The sequence below is a fragment of the Saccharothrix sp. NBAS 001 genome (assembly GCF_056640475.1).
Map to the genome: position 1 here is coordinate 6,982,249 of NZ_CM153251.1, position 18,816 is coordinate 7,001,064.

General features: G+C 73.0%; 18 protein-coding genes. 8 read left to right on the forward strand and 10 right to left on the reverse strand.

Annotated elements, in window-relative coordinates:
- Nucleotides 1-115 precede the first annotated feature (115 nt).
- Nucleotides 116-1,639 carry an amino acid permease gene (locus AC0HI0_RS30060; RefSeq protein ID WP_480926870.1) on the forward strand — a complete coding sequence of 508 codons (1,524 nt, stop codon included), beginning with the start codon at nucleotides 116-118 and terminating at the stop codon, nucleotides 1,637-1,639.
- Between the two features lie 346 nt (nucleotides 1,640-1,985).
- Here the strand turns inward: AC0HI0_RS30060 and AC0HI0_RS30065 are convergent, their stop codons facing one another.
- The 6 genes from AC0HI0_RS30065 to AC0HI0_RS30090 form a co-directional block, all read right to left on the reverse strand.
- Entirely contained in the window at nucleotides 1,986-2,906 is a 921-nt protein-coding gene (locus AC0HI0_RS30065) for a cation diffusion facilitator family transporter (RefSeq protein ID WP_480926871.1), read from the reverse strand.
- Between the two features lie 71 nt (nucleotides 2,907-2,977).
- A complete protein-coding gene (gene manA, locus AC0HI0_RS30070) occupies nucleotides 2,978-4,189 on the reverse strand; it encodes a mannose-6-phosphate isomerase, class I (protein ID WP_480926872.1) in 1,212 nt (403 codons plus the stop codon).
- Between the two features lie 13 nt (nucleotides 4,190-4,202).
- Nucleotides 4,203-5,279 carry an SIS domain-containing protein gene (locus AC0HI0_RS30075; RefSeq protein ID WP_480926873.1) on the reverse strand — a complete coding sequence of 359 codons (1,077 nt, stop codon included), beginning with the start codon at nucleotides 5,277-5,279 and terminating at the stop codon, nucleotides 4,203-4,205.
- 6 nt (nucleotides 5,280-5,285) lie between these two features.
- Nucleotides 5,286-5,492 carry a Trm112 family protein gene (locus tag AC0HI0_RS30080; RefSeq protein WP_480926874.1) on the reverse strand — a complete coding sequence of 69 codons (207 nt, stop codon included), beginning with the start codon at nucleotides 5,490-5,492 and terminating at the stop codon, nucleotides 5,286-5,288.
- Complete coding sequence (locus AC0HI0_RS30085; protein WP_480926875.1) at nucleotides 5,489-6,841, reverse strand: phosphomannomutase/phosphoglucomutase; 1,353 nt, start codon at nucleotides 6,839-6,841, stop codon at nucleotides 5,489-5,491. The genes AC0HI0_RS30080 and AC0HI0_RS30085 overlap by 4 nt, the downstream gene beginning before the upstream one ends.
- Nucleotides 6,842-6,919: 78 nt before the next feature.
- Nucleotides 6,920-7,279, reverse strand: coding sequence for a DUF3499 domain-containing protein (locus AC0HI0_RS30090; RefSeq protein ID WP_480926876.1), 360 nt, complete (start codon nucleotides 7,277-7,279; stop codon nucleotides 6,920-6,922).
- 126 nt (nucleotides 7,280-7,405) lie between these two features.
- Here AC0HI0_RS30090 and AC0HI0_RS30095 point away from each other — a divergent pair, with 126 nt between their 5' ends.
- Nucleotides 7,406-7,852 (forward strand): metallopeptidase family protein, encoded by a 447-nt coding sequence (locus AC0HI0_RS30095; RefSeq protein WP_015104952.1) that lies wholly within the window; start codon nucleotides 7,406-7,408, stop codon nucleotides 7,850-7,852.
- A gap of 455 nt (nucleotides 7,853-8,307) precedes the next feature.
- On the opposite strand, the gene AC0HI0_RS30100 is transcribed toward AC0HI0_RS30095, so the two are convergent.
- The 3 genes from AC0HI0_RS30100 to AC0HI0_RS30110 form a co-directional block, all read right to left on the reverse strand.
- Nucleotides 8,308-8,910 carry a hypothetical protein gene (locus AC0HI0_RS30100; RefSeq protein ID WP_480926877.1) on the reverse strand — a complete coding sequence of 201 codons (603 nt, stop codon included), beginning with the start codon at nucleotides 8,908-8,910 and terminating at the stop codon, nucleotides 8,308-8,310.
- The gene (locus tag AC0HI0_RS30105; RefSeq protein WP_480926878.1) at nucleotides 8,907-11,657 is read right to left on the reverse strand and encodes a glycosyltransferase family 2 protein; all 2,751 of its coding nucleotides are present in this window, start codon (nucleotides 11,655-11,657) and stop codon (nucleotides 8,907-8,909) included. Before AC0HI0_RS30105 ends, AC0HI0_RS30100 begins: the two co-directional genes overlap by 4 nt.
- Before the next feature lie 108 nt (nucleotides 11,658-11,765).
- Nucleotides 11,766-12,074 carry a WhiB family transcriptional regulator gene (locus AC0HI0_RS30110; RefSeq protein ID WP_360730873.1) on the reverse strand — a complete coding sequence of 103 codons (309 nt, stop codon included), beginning with the start codon at nucleotides 12,072-12,074 and terminating at the stop codon, nucleotides 11,766-11,768.
- Between the two features lie 271 nt (nucleotides 12,075-12,345).
- On the opposite strand from AC0HI0_RS30110, the gene AC0HI0_RS30115 reads away from it, so the two are divergent.
- The 4 genes from AC0HI0_RS30115 to AC0HI0_RS30130 all read left to right on the forward strand — a co-directional run bounded on the left by AC0HI0_RS30115 (nucleotide 12,346) and on the right by AC0HI0_RS30130 (nucleotide 16,086).
- Nucleotides 12,346-13,098, forward strand: coding sequence for a site-2 protease family protein (locus AC0HI0_RS30115; RefSeq protein WP_480926879.1), 753 nt, complete (start codon nucleotides 12,346-12,348; stop codon nucleotides 13,096-13,098).
- Nucleotides 13,099-13,224: 126 nt separating this feature from the next.
- Nucleotides 13,225-14,190, forward strand: a complete 966-nt coding sequence (gene cofD / locus AC0HI0_RS30120; RefSeq protein ID WP_480926880.1) for a 2-phospho-L-lactate transferase — start codon at nucleotides 13,225-13,227, stop codon at nucleotides 14,188-14,190.
- Nucleotides 14,183-15,550 (forward strand): coenzyme F420-0:L-glutamate ligase, encoded by a 1,368-nt coding sequence (locus AC0HI0_RS30125; protein ID WP_480926881.1) that lies wholly within the window; start codon nucleotides 14,183-14,185, stop codon nucleotides 15,548-15,550. Before cofD ends, AC0HI0_RS30125 begins: the two co-directional genes overlap by 8 nt.
- Nucleotides 15,547-16,086, forward strand: a complete 540-nt coding sequence (locus AC0HI0_RS30130; protein WP_480926882.1) for an NUDIX hydrolase — start codon at nucleotides 15,547-15,549, stop codon at nucleotides 16,084-16,086. Before AC0HI0_RS30125 ends, AC0HI0_RS30130 begins: the two co-directional genes overlap by 4 nt.
- A 125-nt stretch (nucleotides 16,087-16,211) precedes the next feature.
- Here the strand turns inward: AC0HI0_RS30130 and AC0HI0_RS30135 are convergent, their stop codons facing one another.
- Nucleotides 16,212-16,595, reverse strand: a complete 384-nt coding sequence (locus AC0HI0_RS30135) for a hypothetical protein (protein ID WP_480926883.1) — start codon at nucleotides 16,593-16,595, stop codon at nucleotides 16,212-16,214.
- A gap of 159 nt (nucleotides 16,596-16,754) precedes the next feature.
- Here AC0HI0_RS30135 and manB point away from each other — a divergent pair, with 159 nt between their 5' ends.
- Nucleotides 16,755-17,834 carry a mannose-1-phosphate guanylyltransferase gene (gene manB / locus AC0HI0_RS30140; protein WP_480926884.1) on the forward strand — a complete coding sequence of 360 codons (1,080 nt, stop codon included), beginning with the start codon at nucleotides 16,755-16,757 and terminating at the stop codon, nucleotides 17,832-17,834.
- Nucleotides 17,827-18,717 carry a DNA-3-methyladenine glycosylase family protein gene (locus AC0HI0_RS30145; protein ID WP_480926885.1) on the forward strand — a complete coding sequence of 297 codons (891 nt, stop codon included), beginning with the start codon at nucleotides 17,827-17,829 and terminating at the stop codon, nucleotides 18,715-18,717. Before manB ends, AC0HI0_RS30145 begins: the two co-directional genes overlap by 8 nt.
- Nucleotides 18,718-18,816: the final 99 nt, after the last annotated feature.

The following is an 18,816-nucleotide window of genomic DNA, read 5'->3' on the forward strand; positions in this document are numbered from 1 at the left end:
GACGCGCTGTCCACGTGGTTGGAGAGTTGCGAACCGCGCCGGGCCACCGACCGGAAGTCCACCGGACCTCTAGGCTGAACACCCGTCACAACCCTCGACGAAGAGGAGAAGCACCGTGCCGGGGAACGGGCTTTGGCGCACGAAGTCGATCGAGCAGTCGATCGCGGACACCGACGAGCCGGACACCAAGCTGCGCAAAGACCTCACCGCGTGGGACCTGACCGTCTTCGGCGTCGCGGTGGTGATCGGGGCGGGCATCTTCACGCTCACCGCGTCCACCGCGGGCAACCTGGCCGGACCGTCGGTCTCCCTCGCGTTCGTGCTGGCCGCGATCGCCTGCGCGCTGGCCGCCTTGTGCTACGCCGAGTTCGCGTCCACGGTGCCCGTCGCGGGCAGCGCGTACACGTTCTCCTACGCGACGTTCGGCGAGTTCATGGCGTGGATCATCGGCTGGGACCTGATCCTGGAGTTCGCGGTCGGCGCGGCGGCCGTCGCGAAGGGCTGGTCGCTGTACTTGCAGACGGTGCTGGGCCAACTGGGGCTCGACCTGAAGACCACGGTCGCGATCGGCGGCCTGGAGGTCGACTGGGGCTCGCTGCTGCTGGTCTTCGCGCTGACCGTGCTGCTGGCGATCGGCACGAAGCTGTCGTCGCGGGTCAGCGCGGTGATCACGGCCGTGAAGGTGGCCGTGGTGCTGCTGGTGATCGTGCTCGGCATCGGGTACGTCAAGTCGGCGAACTACAGCCCGTACATCCCGCCGGCCGAGACCGGCGGCAGCGCGGGCAGCGGCCTTGAGCAGTCGCTGTTCTCGCTGATCACCGGGTTCTCGGGCAGCACGTACGGCGTGCTCGGCCTGCTCGCCGCGGCGTCGCTGGTGTTCTTCGCGTTCATCGGCTTCGACGTCGTCGCGACCACCGCCGAGGAGACCCGCAACCCGCAGAAGGCCGTGCCGCGCGGCATCCTCGGGTCGCTCGCGATCGTCACCGTGCTCTACGTGGCGGTGTCGCTGGTGATCACCGGGATGCTGCCGTACGACCGGTTGAAGACCCAGCCGGACGGCAGCCGCGCCACGCTCGCCACGGCGTTCGCGGAGAACGGCGTCGACTGGGCCGCCACGGTCATCTCGTTCGGCGCGCTGGCCGGCCTGACCACGGTCGTGATGGTGCTGATGCTCGGCCAGTCGCGGGTGCTGTTCGCGATGTCGCGCGACGGCCTGCTGCCGCGCGGCCTGGCCAAGACCGGCAAGCGCGGCACGCCGGTCCGGATCACCCTGGGCATCGGCGTGCTGGTCGCGATCGCGGCGGGCTTCTTCCCGGCGGGCAAGCTGGAGGAGATGGTCAACGTCGGCACGCTGTTCGCGTTCGTGCTGGTGTCGGCGGGCGTGCTGGTGCTGCGCAAGACCCGGCCGGACCTGGAGCGCGGCTTCCGGGTGCCGCTGGTCCCGCTGGTGCCGATCCTGGCGATCATCGCGTGCGCCTGGCTGATGCTCAACCTGACCGCGCTGACCTGGGTCCGGTTCCTGGTGTGGATGGCGCTGGGCGTGGTCGTGTACTTCGCCTACAGCAGGCGCAACTCCCTGCTGGGCAAGCGGAACGGCGCGACCGCCAAGCCCGCGGTGAAGCCCGACGAGGTGCCGTGACGTCGGTCGCGTGCCCGACCCGGTGCGCACCGACGTGTCCGGCGAGGCGGCCACGGTTCATCCAAGCCGGGTCGATCGCCGACCTGCACCCGCACGCACCGGCCCGGCCGACGCCCGCAGCCCGCGTGGTCGCCGAGTGGCATCCGTTCGACCTGGATGTCCACCCGGCGATCACGGTGGGCGACGGCCTTCCCGCCCCAGAACCACCCCAACGACCGAACCGCCGCCGCCCTGCGGGCACTGCTGGAAGCACCTGGCCCGTTCGTCGTGCTACCGGCGCACCGAGCGTGCCCTACCGGGTGCGGTGGAATCCGTCAGACCAACCACCCCCGACAACCAGCCGGCCCTACGACTTGGCCAGTGAGCGGTCCAGATCGGGCTCCAGATAGATCAGGCGGGCGGCCGGGACCTTGTTGCGGACGCGTTGTTCCGCGTCGTCGATCGCCTGGGCGACCTCCGACGCCTGGAGGCCCGGGTTGAGGGCGATCTTCGCGGCCACCAGCAGCTCGTCGGGGCCGATGTACTGGGTCCGGATGTGGATCACGCGCTGGACCTTGCCCGCCGCCAGCTCGTCGACGATCGTGTCCAGCTCCGCCGGGGACGCGCCCTCGCCGATCAGCAGGGACTTCATCTCGATGATCAGGATGATCGCGATGACGCCCAGCAGCACGCCGATGCAGATGGTGCCGATGGCGTCCCACACCGGGTCGCCGGTCACCGTCGACAGGCCGACGCCGCCCAGCGCCAGCACCAGGCCGAGCAGCGCGCCCGCGTCCTCCAGCAGCACCACGGGCAGTTCGGGCACCTTCGACTGGCGGATGAACTGCCACCAGGTCGCGTCGCCCTTGATCAGCTTCGACTCGCCGATCGCGGTCTTGAAGCTGTAGGTCTCCAGGCCGATCGCGACCACCAGGATGATCACCGCGACCAGCGGCGACGACAACTGCTCGTGCGACTCCAGCTTGTGGATGCCCTCGTAGAGCGCGAACACCGAACCCAGGCTGAACAGCAGCAGGGCCACCACGAACGAGTAGAAGTACCGGTCCCGGCCGAACCCGAACGGGTGGTTCAAGGTGGCCTTGCGGCGCGACGTCTTCTGACCGAGCAGCAGCAGGCCCTGGTTGGACGTGTCCGCGACCGAGTGCACCGCCTCGGCGAGCATCGACGACGAACCCGTCACCAGGAAGCCGACGAACTTCGCCAGCGCGATCCCGGCGTTGGCCACCAGCGCGGCGATGATGGCCTTGGTACCGCCCCCTGCTGACACGGCTGCTCCCTCACCCAAAGTCCGATTTGTCGGAGTGACCCGGTTCCGCGGGTGACCCTAGTGGGGTGACCCTAATCGGTGCCTGCGGTTGCGCGGAAAAGACGCGTCGGCTCGTCCGAGGTGATCGTCACCGCCGGGTCGGACGCCGCCAGCCACACCGAGTGGCCGCGCTCGACCAGCAAAGACGCGCCGGAGGAGTTCGCCAGCCGGGCACGGCCCTGCGTGACCAGCAGGATCTGCGGGCCGTCGTGGTCGACCCGCAACCGCGCCCCCGCGTCCAGCTCCAGCCGGGACAGCTCGAACTCGGGGCTGGGCGTGCGGTAGGTCCACACGCCCGGCGCGGTCTCCTCGCCGGTCTGCACGGGCATGTCCCCGCACGCGAAGTCGAGCACCCGCATCAGCTCCGGCACGTCCACGTGCTTGGGCGTCAGGCCGCAGCGCAGCACGTTGTCCGAGTTCGCCAGGATCTCCACGCCGGTGCCGTGCAGGTAGGCGTGCAGGTTGCCGGCCGGCAGGTGGATGGCCTCGCCGGGCTGGAGCACCAGCCGGTTGAGCAGCAGCGCGGCCAGCACGCCCGCGTCACCGGGGTACGCCTCGCCGAGTTCGAGGACCGTGCGGCACTCCAGGTCGAACTCGCCGTGACCCTTCACGTGCAGCACGCACGCGTCCAGGACCTGCGGCAACAGGGCGTCCAGCGCGGTCTGCGGCAGCGTGATCAACGTGGTGAACAGGGCGCGCAGCCCGTTCGCGTCCGGTTGGGCGGCCAGCAGCTCGGTGTACGGGGTGAAGTCCGGCGCCTCCAGCGACCGCAGCAGCGCCACGGTCCGGTGCGGCGCGCGGAACCCGGCCAGTGCGTGGAACTCGGTCAGCGCGCAGATCAGCTCGGGCTTGGCGGACGGGTCCTTGTAGTTGCGCACCGACGAGTCCATCGTCAGGCCCGCCGCCTCCTCGGTGGCGAACCCGCGCGCGGCCTGCTCGGCCGACGGGTGCGCCTGGAGGCTCAGCGGCTCGTCGGCCGCCAGCACCTTGAGCAGGAACGGCAGCCTGCTGCCCCAGCGGTCCGCGCAGCGCGCCCCGAGCTGGCCCGCCGGGTCCTCGGCGAGCAGGTCCAGCAGCGAGCGGTCGCCGTCCGGGCGGAGCACCCGGGACGGGTCGCCCGGGTGGGCGCCCATCCACAGCTCCGCCTCGGGGTGCGGGGCCGGCACCTCCCTCCCGAGGAGTTCGGCGATGGCCGTGCGCGATCCCCACGCGTACGCCCGCACCGCGTTGTGCAGCAGTTCCACAGCCAGATTCCCCTCACACGGCCGGCGCGTAGAGCCCCGGACCGCCCAGCGTTCCCGCCGCCAGGCCCAGGTACAACGCCGCCAGTTCGAACCGCAGCGCGAGCAGCGCGGCACACACCGCGTCGCCGCCGGTCACTTCCTCGGCCGGTTCGAGCACGTCGGCTCCCGGCAAGGTCTCCATCGCGGACCGGCGCGCGTACTCGGCCTGCCGGCCTTGTCGCACGGCCAGCAGCAGCACGCGCACCAGCCCGTCCTGCTCGTCCTCCGGGTCGGCGAAGATGTCCACGCCGGAGGTGCCCCGCACGGCCCGGCGGTGCAGCACCGACTTGGTCAGCGCCTGCGGGTAGCCGGCGACGTCGCTGACCAGGCCCGCGTAGCAGGCCAGCACGCCCGCGCCGTGCGCGGCGACCGCCGTCGCCGGGTCGTCCAGCCCCCACAGCAGCGGGGTCCGGTCGGCGAGCCGCAGGGCCAGCGACTTGGCCGGGTTCACGAACGACTCGTGCATCGGGTGGTCGCGCTCGGCCTCCCGGTCCAGTTCGTCGGCGATCTGCTGGACGTCGACGTCCAGCAGCCGCAGCGCGTTGAGCGCCAGCACCCACGCGGCGAACCCGCGGGCGAACCCGAAGCCCTGCGGCACCGGCACCCTCGGCGGGATGAGCAGCGCGTGCTGCGCGGCGGACGCGGCCACCGGCCCCTCGGGCTCGGCGGTCAGCAGCACCCGCGCGCCCCGCCGGGCCGCCCGGTCCACCGCTTCGGCGAGCACCACGTCACCGGCGTCCTCGGTGTGCGCGAGGACCACGTCCAGCGCACCCACCCAGGACGGCACGTCGTCGGAGACCACCACCGGCACCGGGCACTGCGGCCCGAGCAGCGCGGTCACCAGCTTCGCCACCGAGTGGCCCACGCCGGGCCGGGTGACCAGCACCAACGCGCGCGGGCGGTCCTGCATCGCCCGCCGGACGCCGAGGTCCTCGGCCGCCTCGGCGGTGGCCCGGACCTGGGCGCCGGCCCGTGCCGCAGCCCGCAGCAGGCCGCCGGTGTCGGCGTCGGTGAGGCGGGACCGGTCGTCCAGGAGGCTGTCGTCGAGCACCGGAGTTCACCCCGCCGTCGGCGTGACAGCCTCGTCCAGCAGGAGCACCGGGATGCCCTCCCGGACCGGGAACGACCGACCGCACGCCGTGCAGGTCAGGAAGTCGGCCTGCGGGTCGTCGGCGGTGCCGGGTCGCAGCGGCGCGTGCTCGGGGCACGGGCAGGCCAGGATCTCCAGCAGCTTGACGTCGAGTTGGACGACCACGGTGTTCATCCCCTCACGATCGCCAGGACCTCGTCGCGCAACGCCGCGACCGAGGCCGCGTCGGCGGCTTCGACGTTCAGCCGCAGCAGCGGCTCGGTGTTGGAGGCCCGCAGGTTGAACCACGAGCCGTCGGGCAGCCCGACGGTGAGACCGTCCAACTCGTCCAGCGTGACGCCGTCGCGCCCACCGAACTCGGCCTTGATGGCGGCCAGCCGGCCCGCCTGGTCGTCGACCGTGGAGTTGATCTCGCCGGAGGCGGCGTAACGCGCGTAGTCCGAGGTCAGCGCGGACAGCGGACCGTCCTGCTCGCCCAGCGCGGCCAGCACGTGCAGCGCGGCCAACATGCCCGTGTCGGCCCGCCAGAAGTCGCGGAAGTAGTAGTGCGCGGAGTGCTCGCCACCGAAGATGGCGCCGGTCCGGGCCATCTCCTCCTTGATGAACGAGTGGCCCACGCGCGTGCGCACCGGCTTGCCGCCGTGCTCGCGGACGATCTCCGGCACGCCGTGCGAGGTGATCAGGTTGTGGATGATCGTGCCGCCGGGGTCCTTGGCCAGCTCGCGCACGGCGACCAGGGCGGTGATGGCGCTGGGCGAGACCGGCTCGCCGCGCTCGTCCACCACGAAGCAGCGGTCGGCGTCGCCGTCGAACGCGACACCCGCGTCCGCGCCCTCCTCGACCACCCGGGCCTGGAGGTCGACGATGTTCTTCGGGTCCAGCGGGTTGGCCTCGTGGTTCGGGAAGCTGCCGTCCAGCTCGAAGTACATCGGGATCACGTCGATGGGCAACCCCTCGAACACCGAGGGCACGGTGTGCCCACCCATGCCGTTGCCCGCGTCCACGACGACCTTCAACGGCCGGGAGCCCGACAGGTCCACCAGTTCCCGCAGGTAGGCCGCGTACTCGGTGAGCATGTCGCGCTCCGAGACCGACCCGAGCGCGACCGCGTCGGCGTCCGGCACGCCCTGCTCCACGTCGGCGCGGATCTGCGCCAACCCGGTGTCCTGCCCGACCGGCGCGGCGCCGGCGCGGCAGAGCTTGATGCCGTTGTACTTCGCCGGGTTGTGCGAGGCGGTGAACATCGCGCCCGGCAGGTCGAGCTTGCCGGAGGCGAAGTAGAGCATGTCGGTGCTGGCCAGGCCGATGCCGACCACGTCGACGCCCTGGCGCGTGACGCCCTCGGCGAACGCGGCGGCGAGGCCGGGCGAGGACTCGCGCATGTCGTGGCCGATGACCACGGCGGGGCCGCCGACCAGCCGCGCGAACGCCGCGCCGAACTCGCGGACGACCTCCGCGTCAAGCTGTTCCCCGACGACACCGCGGATGTCGTAAGCCTTGACGATGCCGGACAGATCGCGCACAGCCACACTCCCGGTTTGGCTCTTGACGTGGGCGTCGAAAGCCTACCGGCGCTCGCGGGCGAGCCGTGCTCGGTACATTCAGTCTTCGTTGGGATCGGGCAGAACCCGCAGGTGACCACGCCTGACCGTGCCCGCGGGAACCTCCGGCGGGTCCACCGGCCGATCGGCCCGCCCAGCCTCCCGGACCGCTTCGGCCAGTGCCGTCAGGTCGTCCACGGTGGGTTCAGGTGCCCGGAACTCGCCCTGGTAGCGGACGACCTCCCAGCCACGCGGCGCGGTGAGGCGCAGGGCGTGCTCCTCGCACAGGTCGTAGCTGTGCGGTTCGGAGTAGGTGGCAAGGGGTCCGACGACCGCTGTCGAGTCCGCATAGGCGTACGTGAGCGTGGCGACTGCCGGGTTAGCGCACCCGGTTCGCGAGCACCGTCTCACGCTCCGCACGGCGGGGACGATATCGCGTCACGGCTGAGGTGTGTTGGATTACCTCCGGCGCGGCGGTCGAGTTCGGCAAGTCCGCAGGTCGCCGACAGCCTGTCGCCCCCGCCAACTACCCTCTACCCCGTGGTGATGGCCAGAGGTTCGCGACGACAGGGCAACCCGCGCCGACGCAACCGCGACCGTCACGGCCGAGGTCTGCGCGGCCCGCTCTACCCGGCGACCCTGCCGGCGGCGCGGAGCAGGGCGGAACGGTTCGACGCGCTGGTGCTGGAGGCCCTGGAGCCCATCGAAGCCCGGTGGCGCACGGAGCTGACGCAACTCGACGTGGCGGTGGACGACGTACCGGACGTACAGGCGGCAGCCGAAGACGGGGACATCGTAGAAGACGGAAACGTCCCCCTGGCACGCCTCCTACCAGCGGGAACGGACCGAAGGGCAAGAATCGTCCTTTACCGCCGCCCCCTGGAGGCACGCGCGAAGGACGGCGCGGACCTGGCCGACCTGGTGCACGACGTACTGGTCGAACAGGTAGCCAACTACCTCGGCCTGGACCCCGACGTGATCGACGGCGAGTAACCACCGGACACCCGGACACCAGACCTCCGACACCCGTCTGGCCCCACCCCGAACACCCGGTCAGCCCCCCCGAACACCCGGTCAGCCCTCCGGACACCTGGTCAGACCCCCGGACACCTGGTCAGACCCCCGAACACCCGGTCAGACCCACCCCGGCCGACCCCGGACTACCCCGAACTACCCCGGCCGACCTCAGCGCCCCTCACCCAAGCGGGGCGCCAGCCCACCGTCGAGCTGCGCTTCCTCCCGTATGGCCTGCCCGCAGGGAACCGCATGTGTCAAGGGGATCGACCGCACCACCAGCCCCGACGCCCACCCGATCCCCTTGATACATGTGGTTGTCTTTGACCAGGTCATACGGGAGGAAGCGACGCTCTTCCCCCCGGCGGCCTGCCGCGCGGCGAGCGCGCTTTTCAGCCTTCGAACACCCCCCACCACCACAACCGACGCCCCCGTCACCTCCGACGCGACGGAATCGCCGTCAACACCGTGAACAGCGCAGCCGCCGCCTGCACCAGCAACAACAGTTCACGCAACGTTCCCGAAGCCTCCACCCGCACCTCGGCCCCAGAGGCCGGCACCGGCACCCCCACCAGGTGCCCCCAAGCACGGACCACAGCCACCGCCCGCCCGTCCACCACCGCGCTCCACCCCGGCTCCTCCTCCGCCGCCACGACGAGCAACCGCCCCTCCGGCCCCTCGGACACCCGAACCCCCACCTCGGGCGGCCCGGCCTCGACCGGCGCGATCCCCGGCACCCCGAGCGAATCCGGCGGATTCCCCCCGGTCCGAGCCCTGCGAGCCAACTCCGGCGACAACAGCACCGCGTTCCCCGCAGCCAACTGCACCCGCACCACCGGCCGCCCATCCGACATCGGCGGCGCGACGGCCACCAGTTCCCCGACCGCGTCCCGCAACCGCTGAGCCGAAACCCGGTCGGGCAACACCACGAACGCCACCCCCGACGCCGCGGCCTGCGCCAACGCCACCTTCGCCGACTCCGCGACCCCGGACACCAGATCCCGGTTCCACCGAGCCAACCGCGAAGCACTGGTCACCACCGGCACGAAATCGTCATCCCCGAACGCCGGCAACCTCCCCGCCACCTGCCGAGCCGGCCCCCAGCCCCACCCACCCCACCCACCCCAGCAGATCCAGCCACCCCCGACGACCCGGCGACCCCAGCCGACCCGGCGACCCCAGACGACCCAGCCACCCCACCCACCCCAGCCGACCCCAACACCAACACCGACCGCCCGGTACGCGGCAACTCCTGCTCCACGGTCGAGGGCAACCTCGCCGCCGACGCCGTCAACGGCCCGCCCCGCAACCCCGCGAACCCCAAACCCGCCATCCCGACCACACCGACAACCCCGACCACACCCACCGCCCGCCCCCAGGGCACCGGCACCGCGTCACGCCGACAAGCCGCCAACACCACCCACAACAACCCCCACGACGCCACCACCAGCGGAGCCCCCGTCCACCCGTGCGACGACACCCCGCCCACCACCGGCGTGACCGACACCGTCCGCAGCACGATCACCGCGAACCCCGCCACGACCACCACCGCCACCCCCGGCAGCATCGCCCGAGCGGGCCGCGTCACCAGCGCGCCCAGCGCGAACAGCACCACCAGCACCCCGACGAACGGCACCGCCCCCGGCCCACCCGGCCGCAACGTCAGCAGGTCGACCAACCCGACCTGCGGCGTCTCCAGGTACGCGCCCACCCCGTGCAGCACGACCGACGGGTTCTGCAAGACCACCGCCGGCCACGGCAGCAGCAACGCCATCGGCAGCAGCACCACGCTGAACAACCCGGTCACCCGCCGCCGGCCGCCCCCGTCCGGCCCGGGCACCACGACGAACCCGACCAACGCCCCCAACACCACCAGCGCGTGCGTCAACGGCGAGAACGCCCCCAGCGCGGCGACCGCCAACGCCGTCCCGGACGCCACCGGCAGCCACGAGGCCCCGCTCCCGCCGCGCAGCACCGCCGCCACCCCGGCGAACACCAGCGGGGCGAGGACGTGCACGACGACGACGTCCAACCGCCCCTGCCCCACGGCGGACGTGGCAGCGGGCACCAGCCCGTAGGCCGCCGCCGCCACCGCGCGCACCGGACGCCGGACGGGCAACCGCCGCGACGCCAGGTACGCGGCCAACCCGGCGAGCGGCGCGTCCCCGATGAACAGCACCGCGACCAACGCCGGCGGTCCGCCGAACAGCACCCCCACCGTCCCCAGCACGGCCAACGCCGCCGGTGCCGGAGCCGTGGTCCCGCCGCTGACCGAGTGCCACGACGCCAGGTACGACGACCAGGTCTCCCCCAGGTCCTGGACGGGCAGCAACCGCCCGCCGGACAGGTCCAGCCCGATCCGCCCGGCGTTCGCCAGGATCCCGAACACGGCCAGCCCCAGCACCAGCAGCAGCGGCGGCCCGAGCACCAGCGACCACAACATCCGGGCCCGGTCGACCTCGACGAACACCACCGCCGGCGATCCCCCGCGCGGCGAGGGCGAGGGCCGCGGCCTCGGCGACGGCCGCAACGCGCCCGGCAACGACGCCTCGACCGGCACCGCGGTGGCCGGCAGGCGCAATCCTCCGGTCACCCGGACGGGGCGCCGGCGGGACAGCACGCCGGCCGGCAGCGCGGACGGGCCGACCGCCCGACGCTCCACTTCGGACGGTGCCGACCAGACCGCCGGGCGCACGTCGTCCTCGGGCAGCCGGCCGAGCGCCGCGTCCGCCTCCACCCGCCGCCGGATCAGGTACGCCGAGGCGCTGCCGATCGCGTTGCGCAGCCGGGTGATCCGGCTGGTGAACAGTCCACGAACGACACCCCGCACCGGCCGCGCGGCCCGGCCCGCGCGCAGGCGCGCGCGCCCGCCGAGCAGGTAGCCGACCGCGCCGAGTTCGGCGTGCGCGTCGGCGAACCGCCGCAGCAGGACGAACCCCAGCGCCCGCACCAGACCGAGCAGGACCACTCGCGGCAGCCCGACGACGAACGACACCGCGCCGCAGTTGACCAGGAACGTGCGCAGCCCGTGCGCCCGGTCCACGCCGCGCAGCGCCGGACCGGGTCGGGCCGCGACGGCGTCCAGCCGGCGCACCCCGCGCGCCGCCGCGCGGGCGTGGCGCATCCGCGCGACGGGCACCGACAGCACCAGGTGGCCGGCCAGGTTGACCCGCCAGCCGAAGTCGACGTCGTCGCGCAGCAACGGCAGCCGCCGGTCGTAGCCGCCGACCGACTCCCACACCGCGCGCCGGACCAGCGACCCGGCGGAGGGCACCGCCAGCGCCTCGGTGCTCTGCTCGAACGACCCGGACCACGCCGTCGCCACCCCGCCGATGCCGGTCTGCCGGTGCCCCGACGAGTCCGTCGACACCCCCGCCTCGACCACCAGCCTCGGGTCGGCCCAGTCCAGGGACAGCGGTCCGAGCACCGCCGCGGACGGCGACACCTCGGCCGCCGTGAGCAGCAGCGACAGGCAGTCCGGCTCGGGCGCGCAGTCGTCGTGCAGCAACCACAGCCACGCGCCCGGATCGCCCCACCGCTCCACGGCGTGCGCTACCGCCGCGTGCACCGCTTCCCCGAAACCGGTGCCCCGGGGCAGCGTCAGCACGCCGTCTATCACCCGATCGGGACCTTCGGACGCCTCGGCCAACAGCTTCGGCGTGCGGTCCAGCGAGCCCGTGTCGACCGCGATCACGTGCCGCGGCCGGGGCCGCTGCCGGCGCAGCGCGGACAGCGCCGTGCCGAGCCACCGATCCCCGTCGTGGCACACCAAAATCGCCAGCACGGGCGCAGTGCGCAGCCGTGGAGTGGCACCGCTCGTCAACTGCCGCTCCTCGTTCGTCCGACTACGCCGTGGAACGCCCACGGTAAGCCGGCGCGATCACGAAGCGGATCACACGGCGCGCTTTTTGAGCTTCCTCCGCTCGCGTTCGGACAGCCCGCCCCAAATGCCGAAGCGCTCGTCGTGCTGCAAGGCGTACTCCAGGCATTCGGAGCGCACCTCGCAACCCAGACAGATCCGCTTGGCCTCCCTGGTCGAGCCGCCCTTCTCCGGGAAGAACGCCTCGGGGTCGGTCTGCGCGCACAGGGCGCGCTCCTGCCAGTCCTGTTCATCGGTCGCGTCGAACAGATCGATCAACGCCGCCGGCTCCCGTGCCGACGCGTCCCCGTCCACGTTGCGACCCCCGTCGAATTCCTGCATACCGTCCGCCTCCTCGCCTTCCGCTCTCCCCGGTTGGCGGACACCACTCGCCGTCCCCACAACGACGAATGACACCGATGTGATTACACCTGTGTCACAACACCCGGTCAAGCCGAGTCCACAGGACGGGGGATATTCGCGCGGTTGGCCGCAAAACCCTTGACTAGCAGCACAGACGGTGATTCAGGCGGCACGCCGAGCGATAACGGCAGCGCGGATGGCCTACGCCCACCCCTATGAGGCACCGGATCGGGGAGGCCACACTGGAAGGGTGAAGCGATCAGCGGTGCGACCGAGTCCACTGTTCCTCAGCCTGCTCGCGGTGACGGTGGCAGGCGCCGTGCTGACCCTGTTCGACGAGTCCGAAGCCGCCCGGACCGGCGGCACCGTCCTGCTCGTGCTCGGCGGGTGGGCGGTCTCGCTGTGCCTGCACGAGTTCGGGCACGCGATCGTCGCCTACCGGGGCGGCGACTACGCGGTGAAGGCCAAGGGCTACCTGACGCTGGACATCCGCCGCTACACCGACCCGATCATGTCCATCGTGCTGCCGCTGGTGCTGCTGGCGTTCGGCGGCATCCCGCTGCCCGGCGGGGCCGTGTGGATCAACCACCACGCCTTGCGCAACAAGCGGGTCGAGTCGCTGGTGTCGCTGGCCGGTCCGTTGAGCAACCTCGTGCTGGGCGCGGTGCTGAGCCTGTCCGTGCTGCTGTTCGACCCGCCCGTCGGGCTCTCCGCCGCGCTGTCCTACCTGGCCCTGTTGCAGGTCTTCGCGTTCGTGCTCAACATCCTGCCGATCCCGGGCCTGGACGGCTGGGGCGCGGTCGAGCCGTTCATGTCCTACCAGGCGCAGCAGTTCGGCGCGAAGGCCCGGCCGTGGGCCCCGCTGGTGCTGTTCGCCGTGCTGATCGGCTTCCCGACCATCGCGCGGGTGTTCTTCGACCTCGCCTTCGCGGTGTTCGCGCTGGTCGGCGGCAACGACTTGTGGGCCCAGTACGGGCAGGCGACGTTCATGTTCTGGCGCTGACCCGCGCCCCTGCGGCGGCGCGGCGTCAAGTCGGCGTCAAGTCGGTGTGTGGTCGGCGAAGTGGCGGGTGGCGTTGAGGCGGACCGGGTACGGCGGTGCCCGCACCCGGTGGGAGGATGGCGACCCGTGAAGGTTGTCGTACTGGTGGGCGGGGTCGGCGGAGCGCGTTTCCTGGTCGGCCTCAAGGCGTTGTTGAGCGCGCCCGAGCACGAGATCACGGCGGTGGTGAACACCGGGGACGACGTCTGGATGCACGGGCTGCGGATCACCCCGGACCTGGACACCTGCATGTACACCCTGGGTGGTGGCATCGACGTCGAGCGCGGCTGGGGCCGGGCCGGCGAGTCCTGGTCGGTCAAGGAGGAGCTGGCCGCGTACGGGGCCGAGCCGTCCTGGTTCGGGCTCGGCGACCGGGACATCGCGACGCACCTCGTGCGCACCCGGATGCTCCGCGCGGGCTACCCCCTGTCCGCCGTCGTCGAGGCGCTGTGCGACCGCTGGCGGCCCGGGGTGCGGCTGCTGCCGATGTCCGACGACCGGGTGGAGACCCACGTCGTGGTCGAGGACGGCGAGGAGACCCGGGCGATCCACTTCCAGGAGTGGTGGGTCAAGCACCGGGCCGGGCTGCCCGCGAAGTCGTTCGCGTCGGTCGGCGCGGACACCGCCACCGCCGGGCCCGGCGTGCTGGACGCCGTGCTGGAGGCCGACGCCGTGCTGATCGCCCCGTCGAACCCGGTGGTGAGCGTCGGCACGATCCTCGCCGTGCCGGGCGTGAAGGACGCGCTGCGCAAGACCGAGGCGGGCGTGGTGGGCCTGTCCCCCATCGTCGGCGGCAAGCCGCTGCGCGGGATGGCCGACGCGTGCCTGAGCGCGATCGGCGTGGAGACCTCCGCCGAGGCCGTCGGCCGGTACTACGGCTCGCGCAAGACCACCGAGAAGGGCGTGCTCGACGGCTGGCTGGTGCACACCGGCGACCGCTGCGACGTGCCCGGCGTGGCCGTGCGCGCCGTGCCGCTGCTGATGTCCGATGTGGACGCCACGGCCGCGATGGCCCGTGCCGCGCTGGAACTCGCCGGGGTCTCGGTTGGCTGAGCAGAACACCGCGCCGGGACGCACGCCCGCCGACCACGCCGCGACCGACCCGCTCGTCGTGCGGCCCGTGCCGGGCCTGCCCGAGTTCCGCCCCGGCGACGACCTGGCCGGGGCGCTCGCGTCCGCCGCGCCGTGGCTGGCCGACGGCGACGTCGTCGTGGTGACCAGCAAGGTGCTGTCCAAAGTGGAGGGACGCCTGGTCCGGGTGCCCGCCGACCCGGACGAGCGGGACGCGGTCCGCCGCGCCCACGTCGAGTCCGAGGCGGTCCGGGTGGTCGCCCGCCGGGGTCGGACGTTGATCACCGAGAACAAGCTCGGCATCGTGCAGGCCGCGTCCGGCGTCGACTCGTCGAACGTGGACGGCGGCGAGATCGCGCTGCTGCCGGTCGACCCGGACGGCTCCGCCGCGTCGTTGCGGGCCGCGTTGAAGGCCGCGCTCGGCGTCGAGGTGGCCGTGGTGGTCACCGACACCATGGGCCGGGCGTGGCGGGTCGGCCAGACCGACGCCGCGATCGGCGCGGCCGGCCTGACCGTGCTGCACCGCTACGCGGGCGCGGTCGACCGGCAGGGCAACGAACTGGTCGTCACCGAGGTCGCCGTGGCCGACGAGATCGCCGCCGCCGCCGACCTGGTGAAGGGCAAGCTCGGTGCCGTCCCGGTGGCCGTGGTGCGCGGCCTGGCGGTCACCGACGACGGTTCGACCGCGCGCGACCTGGTCCGGGCCGGCGCGGACGACATGTTCCGCCTGGGCGTCGAGGAGGCCGTCGCGCAGGGTCGGGCCGAGGCGGTGCTGGTGCGCCGGTCGGTGCGGTCGTTCACCGACGCGCCGGTCGACGCCGACGCGCTGCGCCGGTCAGTGGGCGCGGCGCTGACCGCTCCCGCACCGCACCACACCCGGCCGGTGCGGTTCGTCCACCTCAAGGCACGGCGGACGGCGCTGCTGGCCGCGATGCGCGACCGGTGGGCGTCCGACCTGCGCGGCGACGGCTTCACCGACGCGCAGATCACCCGGCGGCTCGCGCGCGGCGACTTCCTGCGCGACGCGCCGGAGGTCGTCCTGCCGTTCCTGGTCGCCGAGGGCGCGCACGAGTACCCGGACGCGGCTCGCGCGGCGGCCGAGCACACCATGTTCACGATCGCCGGCGGCGCGGCCGTGCAGGGCCTGCTGGTGGCGCTGGCCGCCGAGGGCCTGGGCTCGTGCTGGGTGTCGTCCACGATCTTCTGCGCCGACGTGGTGCGCGAGGTGCTGGACCTGCCGCCGTCGTGGGAACCGCTGGGCGCGGTCGCGGTGGGGCACCCCGCCGAGCCGCTGGCCCCCCGCCCGCCCCGGGCGCTGGACGAAGGGTTCGTCGAACTGTGAGCCTGCACGCCGACGCCACGTCGGTCCTGACCAACTGGCGGCCCGGCGACCACGGGCAGGAGGCGCTGCGCCAGGCGTACCTGGGCTTCCTGGCCGCGCGCGAGGACGGGTGCCGCCGGTCCTGCGAGCCGGGGCACCTCACCGCGTCGGCGCTGGTGCTGGACGCGACCGGGGAGCGGACGCTGCTGACGTTGCACCCCAGGGTGGGGCGCTGGCTCCAGTTGGGCGGGCACTGCGAGCCGACCGACCAGACGCTGGCCGGGGCGGCGCTGCGGGAGGCGACCGAGGAGTCCGGGATCCGGGGGCTGCGCATCGAGCCGATCCCGATCCACCTCGACGTGCACCCGATCACGTGCTCGCTGGGCGTGCCGACGCGGCACTTCGACGTCCGGTTCCTGGTCCGCGCGCCGGTCGACGCACGGGCGACGCGCAGCGCCGAGTCCGTCGACCTCCAGTGGTGGCCGCTGGACGCGATGCCGTCGAACGTGGACGACCTGTGCCCGATGATCGAAGCCGCGCTGGAGCGGCTGCGCTGAGCGGGTGCCGGCCTCCGGCCCCCGGTTCGATCATCCCACGAGGCACCGACAATTCCGGCGTTCGCCCAGCACACCGCCCGCCCGCACCGTCGACGCCGTTCGGCGGAGCGTGCGGCCGGCGCGGGTCAGCCCTCGCCGCTGAGCCGCTGGGAGAAGCCCTGGGGGCGCTGTTCCTGTCCTCCCGACAGCCGCTGCGACAGCGTCGGCCGCGAGGTCTCCACCTGCTGCACCGTCGGCACCGGGCCCGGCGCGACGCGCAGCTCCGGCTGGGGTTCGGGCGGGGGCGGGGGTGCCGCCTGGACCGGGCGACCTGCGGCGACCTGGGCCGACAGGATCATGGTCGAGTCCGGGTCGGCGGTGCGCGGGTCGGCCGCGTTGACCATCGACCTCGGGATCTGCTGGGTGGCCGACGAGTCCATCGGCGACGTCATGTTGTCCGGCGTCACGACGTGGATGCCACGTGCACGAGCACGGGCCAGCGCCGCGTCGGCCCGAGCGCGGGGGTCCATCCGGATCTCTCCTGCGTGTGCCTTGGGCCGGCGAAGAGGGCGCGCCGGCGGTGCCGATCGGTGACGCTCGTCGACACGGACCTGGGACCGTGCCGTCAAGGTGCTCATGCCAGAGTATTCGCATCTACGGGTGGAAGTAAGCGGAGGAGGAAAAACGGCATGTCGGAGCTGCAAGGCGCCGAGGCGGTGGTTCTGGTCGGGGGGAAGGGGACCCGGCTGCGGCCGCTGACCCTGTCCGCCCCCAAGCCCATGCTGCCCACGGCCGGGGTGCCGTTCCTCACCCACCTGCTGTCCCGGATCCGGGAGGTGGGCATCACGCACGTGGTGCTCGGCACGTCGTACAAGGCCGAGGTGTTCCAGGAGCACTTCGGCGACGGCTCGGCGCTCGGGCTGGAACTGGAGTACGTGGTCGAGGAGGTGCCGCTGGACACCGCCGGCGCGATCCGGAACGTGGCCCACAAGCTGCGCGAGCCCGACGTGATGGTGTTCAACGGCGACATCCTGTCCGGTGTGGACCTGCGCGGTGTGCTCGACACCCACCGCGAATCGGCGGCGGACGTGACGTTGCACCTGGTCAAGGTCGAGGACCCGCGCCGGTTCGGCTGCGTGCCCACGGACGCCGACGGCCGGGTGACCGCGTTCCTGGAGAAGACCGAGAACCCGCCGACCGACCAGATCAACGCGGGCTGCTACGTGTTCCGCCGCGAGGTCGTCGAGGCGATCCCGGCCGGTCGGCCGGTGTCGGTGGAGCGCGAGACGTTCCCCGGCCTGCTGGCGTCCGGCGCGCGGCTCCAGGGGCACGTCGACACCTCGTACTGGCTGGACCTGGGCACGCCGGCGGCGTTCGTCCAGGGTTCGGCGGACCTGGTGCGCGGGGTCGCGCCGTCGGCCGCGCTGCCCGCCCCGGTGGGTGACGCGATCGTGCTGGCGGGCGCGGGCGTCGACCCGGGCGCGGTGCTGACCGGCGGTACGACCGTCGGTGCGGGCTGCACGGTCGCGGCGGGCGCGGTGGTCGACGGCTCGGTGCTGTTCGACGGTGCCGTGATCGGCGAGGGCGCACGGGTCGAGCGCAGCGTGGTCGGGGCGAACGCGCTGGTCCAGGCCGGGTCCGTGGTGTCGGACGCGGTGATCGGCGACAACGCGGTGATCGGCGCGCGGTGCGAGCTGATCGGCGGTGCCCGGGTGTGGCCGGGTGTCGTGCTGCCCGAGGCAGGGGTCCGGTTCTCCACCGATGCCTAGGACGTGGCGTCCCCCGTTCCCGCTGGACCTGGCCGGGGTGCTCGGTCCGCTCCGGCGGGGACCGGGTGACGTCGCGTACCGCGAGTCGGGTGGCCTCTGGCTGACCGCCACCACCCCGGACGGCCCGGCCACGCTGCACGTGACCAGGTCGGACGACGTGACGGCGGACGCCTGGGGCGACGGCGCGGACTGGCTGCTCGACCGGCTGCCGGCGCTGCTGGGCGCGGACGACGACGATTCGGCGTTCGAGTGCCACCACCCGCTGATCGCGCAGACCCGCCGGCGGCGGCCGGGGCTGCGCCTGGGCTCGACCGGCCGGGTGTGGGACGCGCTGCTGCCCGCGGTCCTGGAGCAGAAGGTGACCGTCGTCGAGGCGCACCGCTCGTACCGGGAGCTGTGCCTGAAGTTCGGCACGCCCGCGCCGGGCCCGGCACCGGCCGGGATGCGCGTGCCGCCGACTCCTCGGGCGATCTTGGGCATCACGGACTGGGAGTGGCACCGCGCGGGCGTGGACGGCGCGCGCCGCCGCGCGCTGGTCGCCGCCGCGCAGGTGGCGCACCGCCTCGAAGCCGCCGCCGAGCTGCGCGGCGAGGAGGGTCGGGCGCTGCTGCGCAAGGTGCCCGGTATCGGCGGGTGGACCGCCGCCGAGGTCGCGCAGCGCGCGTGGGGCGACGCCGACGCGGTCAGCTTCGGCGATTTCCACCTGGCCGGGCTGGTCGGCTGGGCTCTGCTGGGCCGGCCGCTGGACGACGACGGCATGGCCGACCTGCTGACCCCGTACGCGCCGCAACGCCACCGCGCCGTGCGGTACGTGGAGCTGTCGGGCGCGCGCAAGCCCCGTTTCGGCCCGCGCTTCTCCCCCCGCGACTACCGCGCGATCTAGTCGCGGGGCGAAACCGGACGACCAGCCCCTGCTCCGGCTGATCCTGGAGCTGCTGTACCCGAAGCGCCTGGCCGTGTCGGACGGCCACCGTGTCGGACG

Bases quoted from the DNA above. Each gene is read 5' to 3' on its own strand.
- AC0HI0_RS30095 (WP_015104952.1), top strand. From the start codon at position 7,406: ATGGCCAGAGGTTCGCGACGACAGGGCAACCCGCGCCGACGCAACCGC.
- manB (WP_480926884.1), top strand. From the start codon at position 16,755: ATGTCGGAGCTGCAAGGCGCCGAGGCGGTGGTTCTGGTCGGGGGGAAG.
- AC0HI0_RS30110 (WP_360730873.1), bottom strand. From the start codon at position 12,074: ATGCAGGAATTCGACGGGGGTCGCAACGTGGACGGGGACGCGTCGGCA.
- AC0HI0_RS30145 (WP_480926885.1), top strand. From the start codon at position 17,827: ATGCCTAGGACGTGGCGTCCCCCGTTCCCGCTGGACCTGGCCGGGGTG.
- AC0HI0_RS30080 (WP_480926874.1), bottom strand. From the start codon at position 5,492: ATGAACACCGTGGTCGTCCAACTCGACGTCAAGCTGCTGGAGATCCTG.
- AC0HI0_RS30135 (WP_480926883.1), bottom strand. From the start codon at position 16,595: ATGGACCCCCGCGCTCGGGCCGACGCGGCGCTGGCCCGTGCTCGTGCA.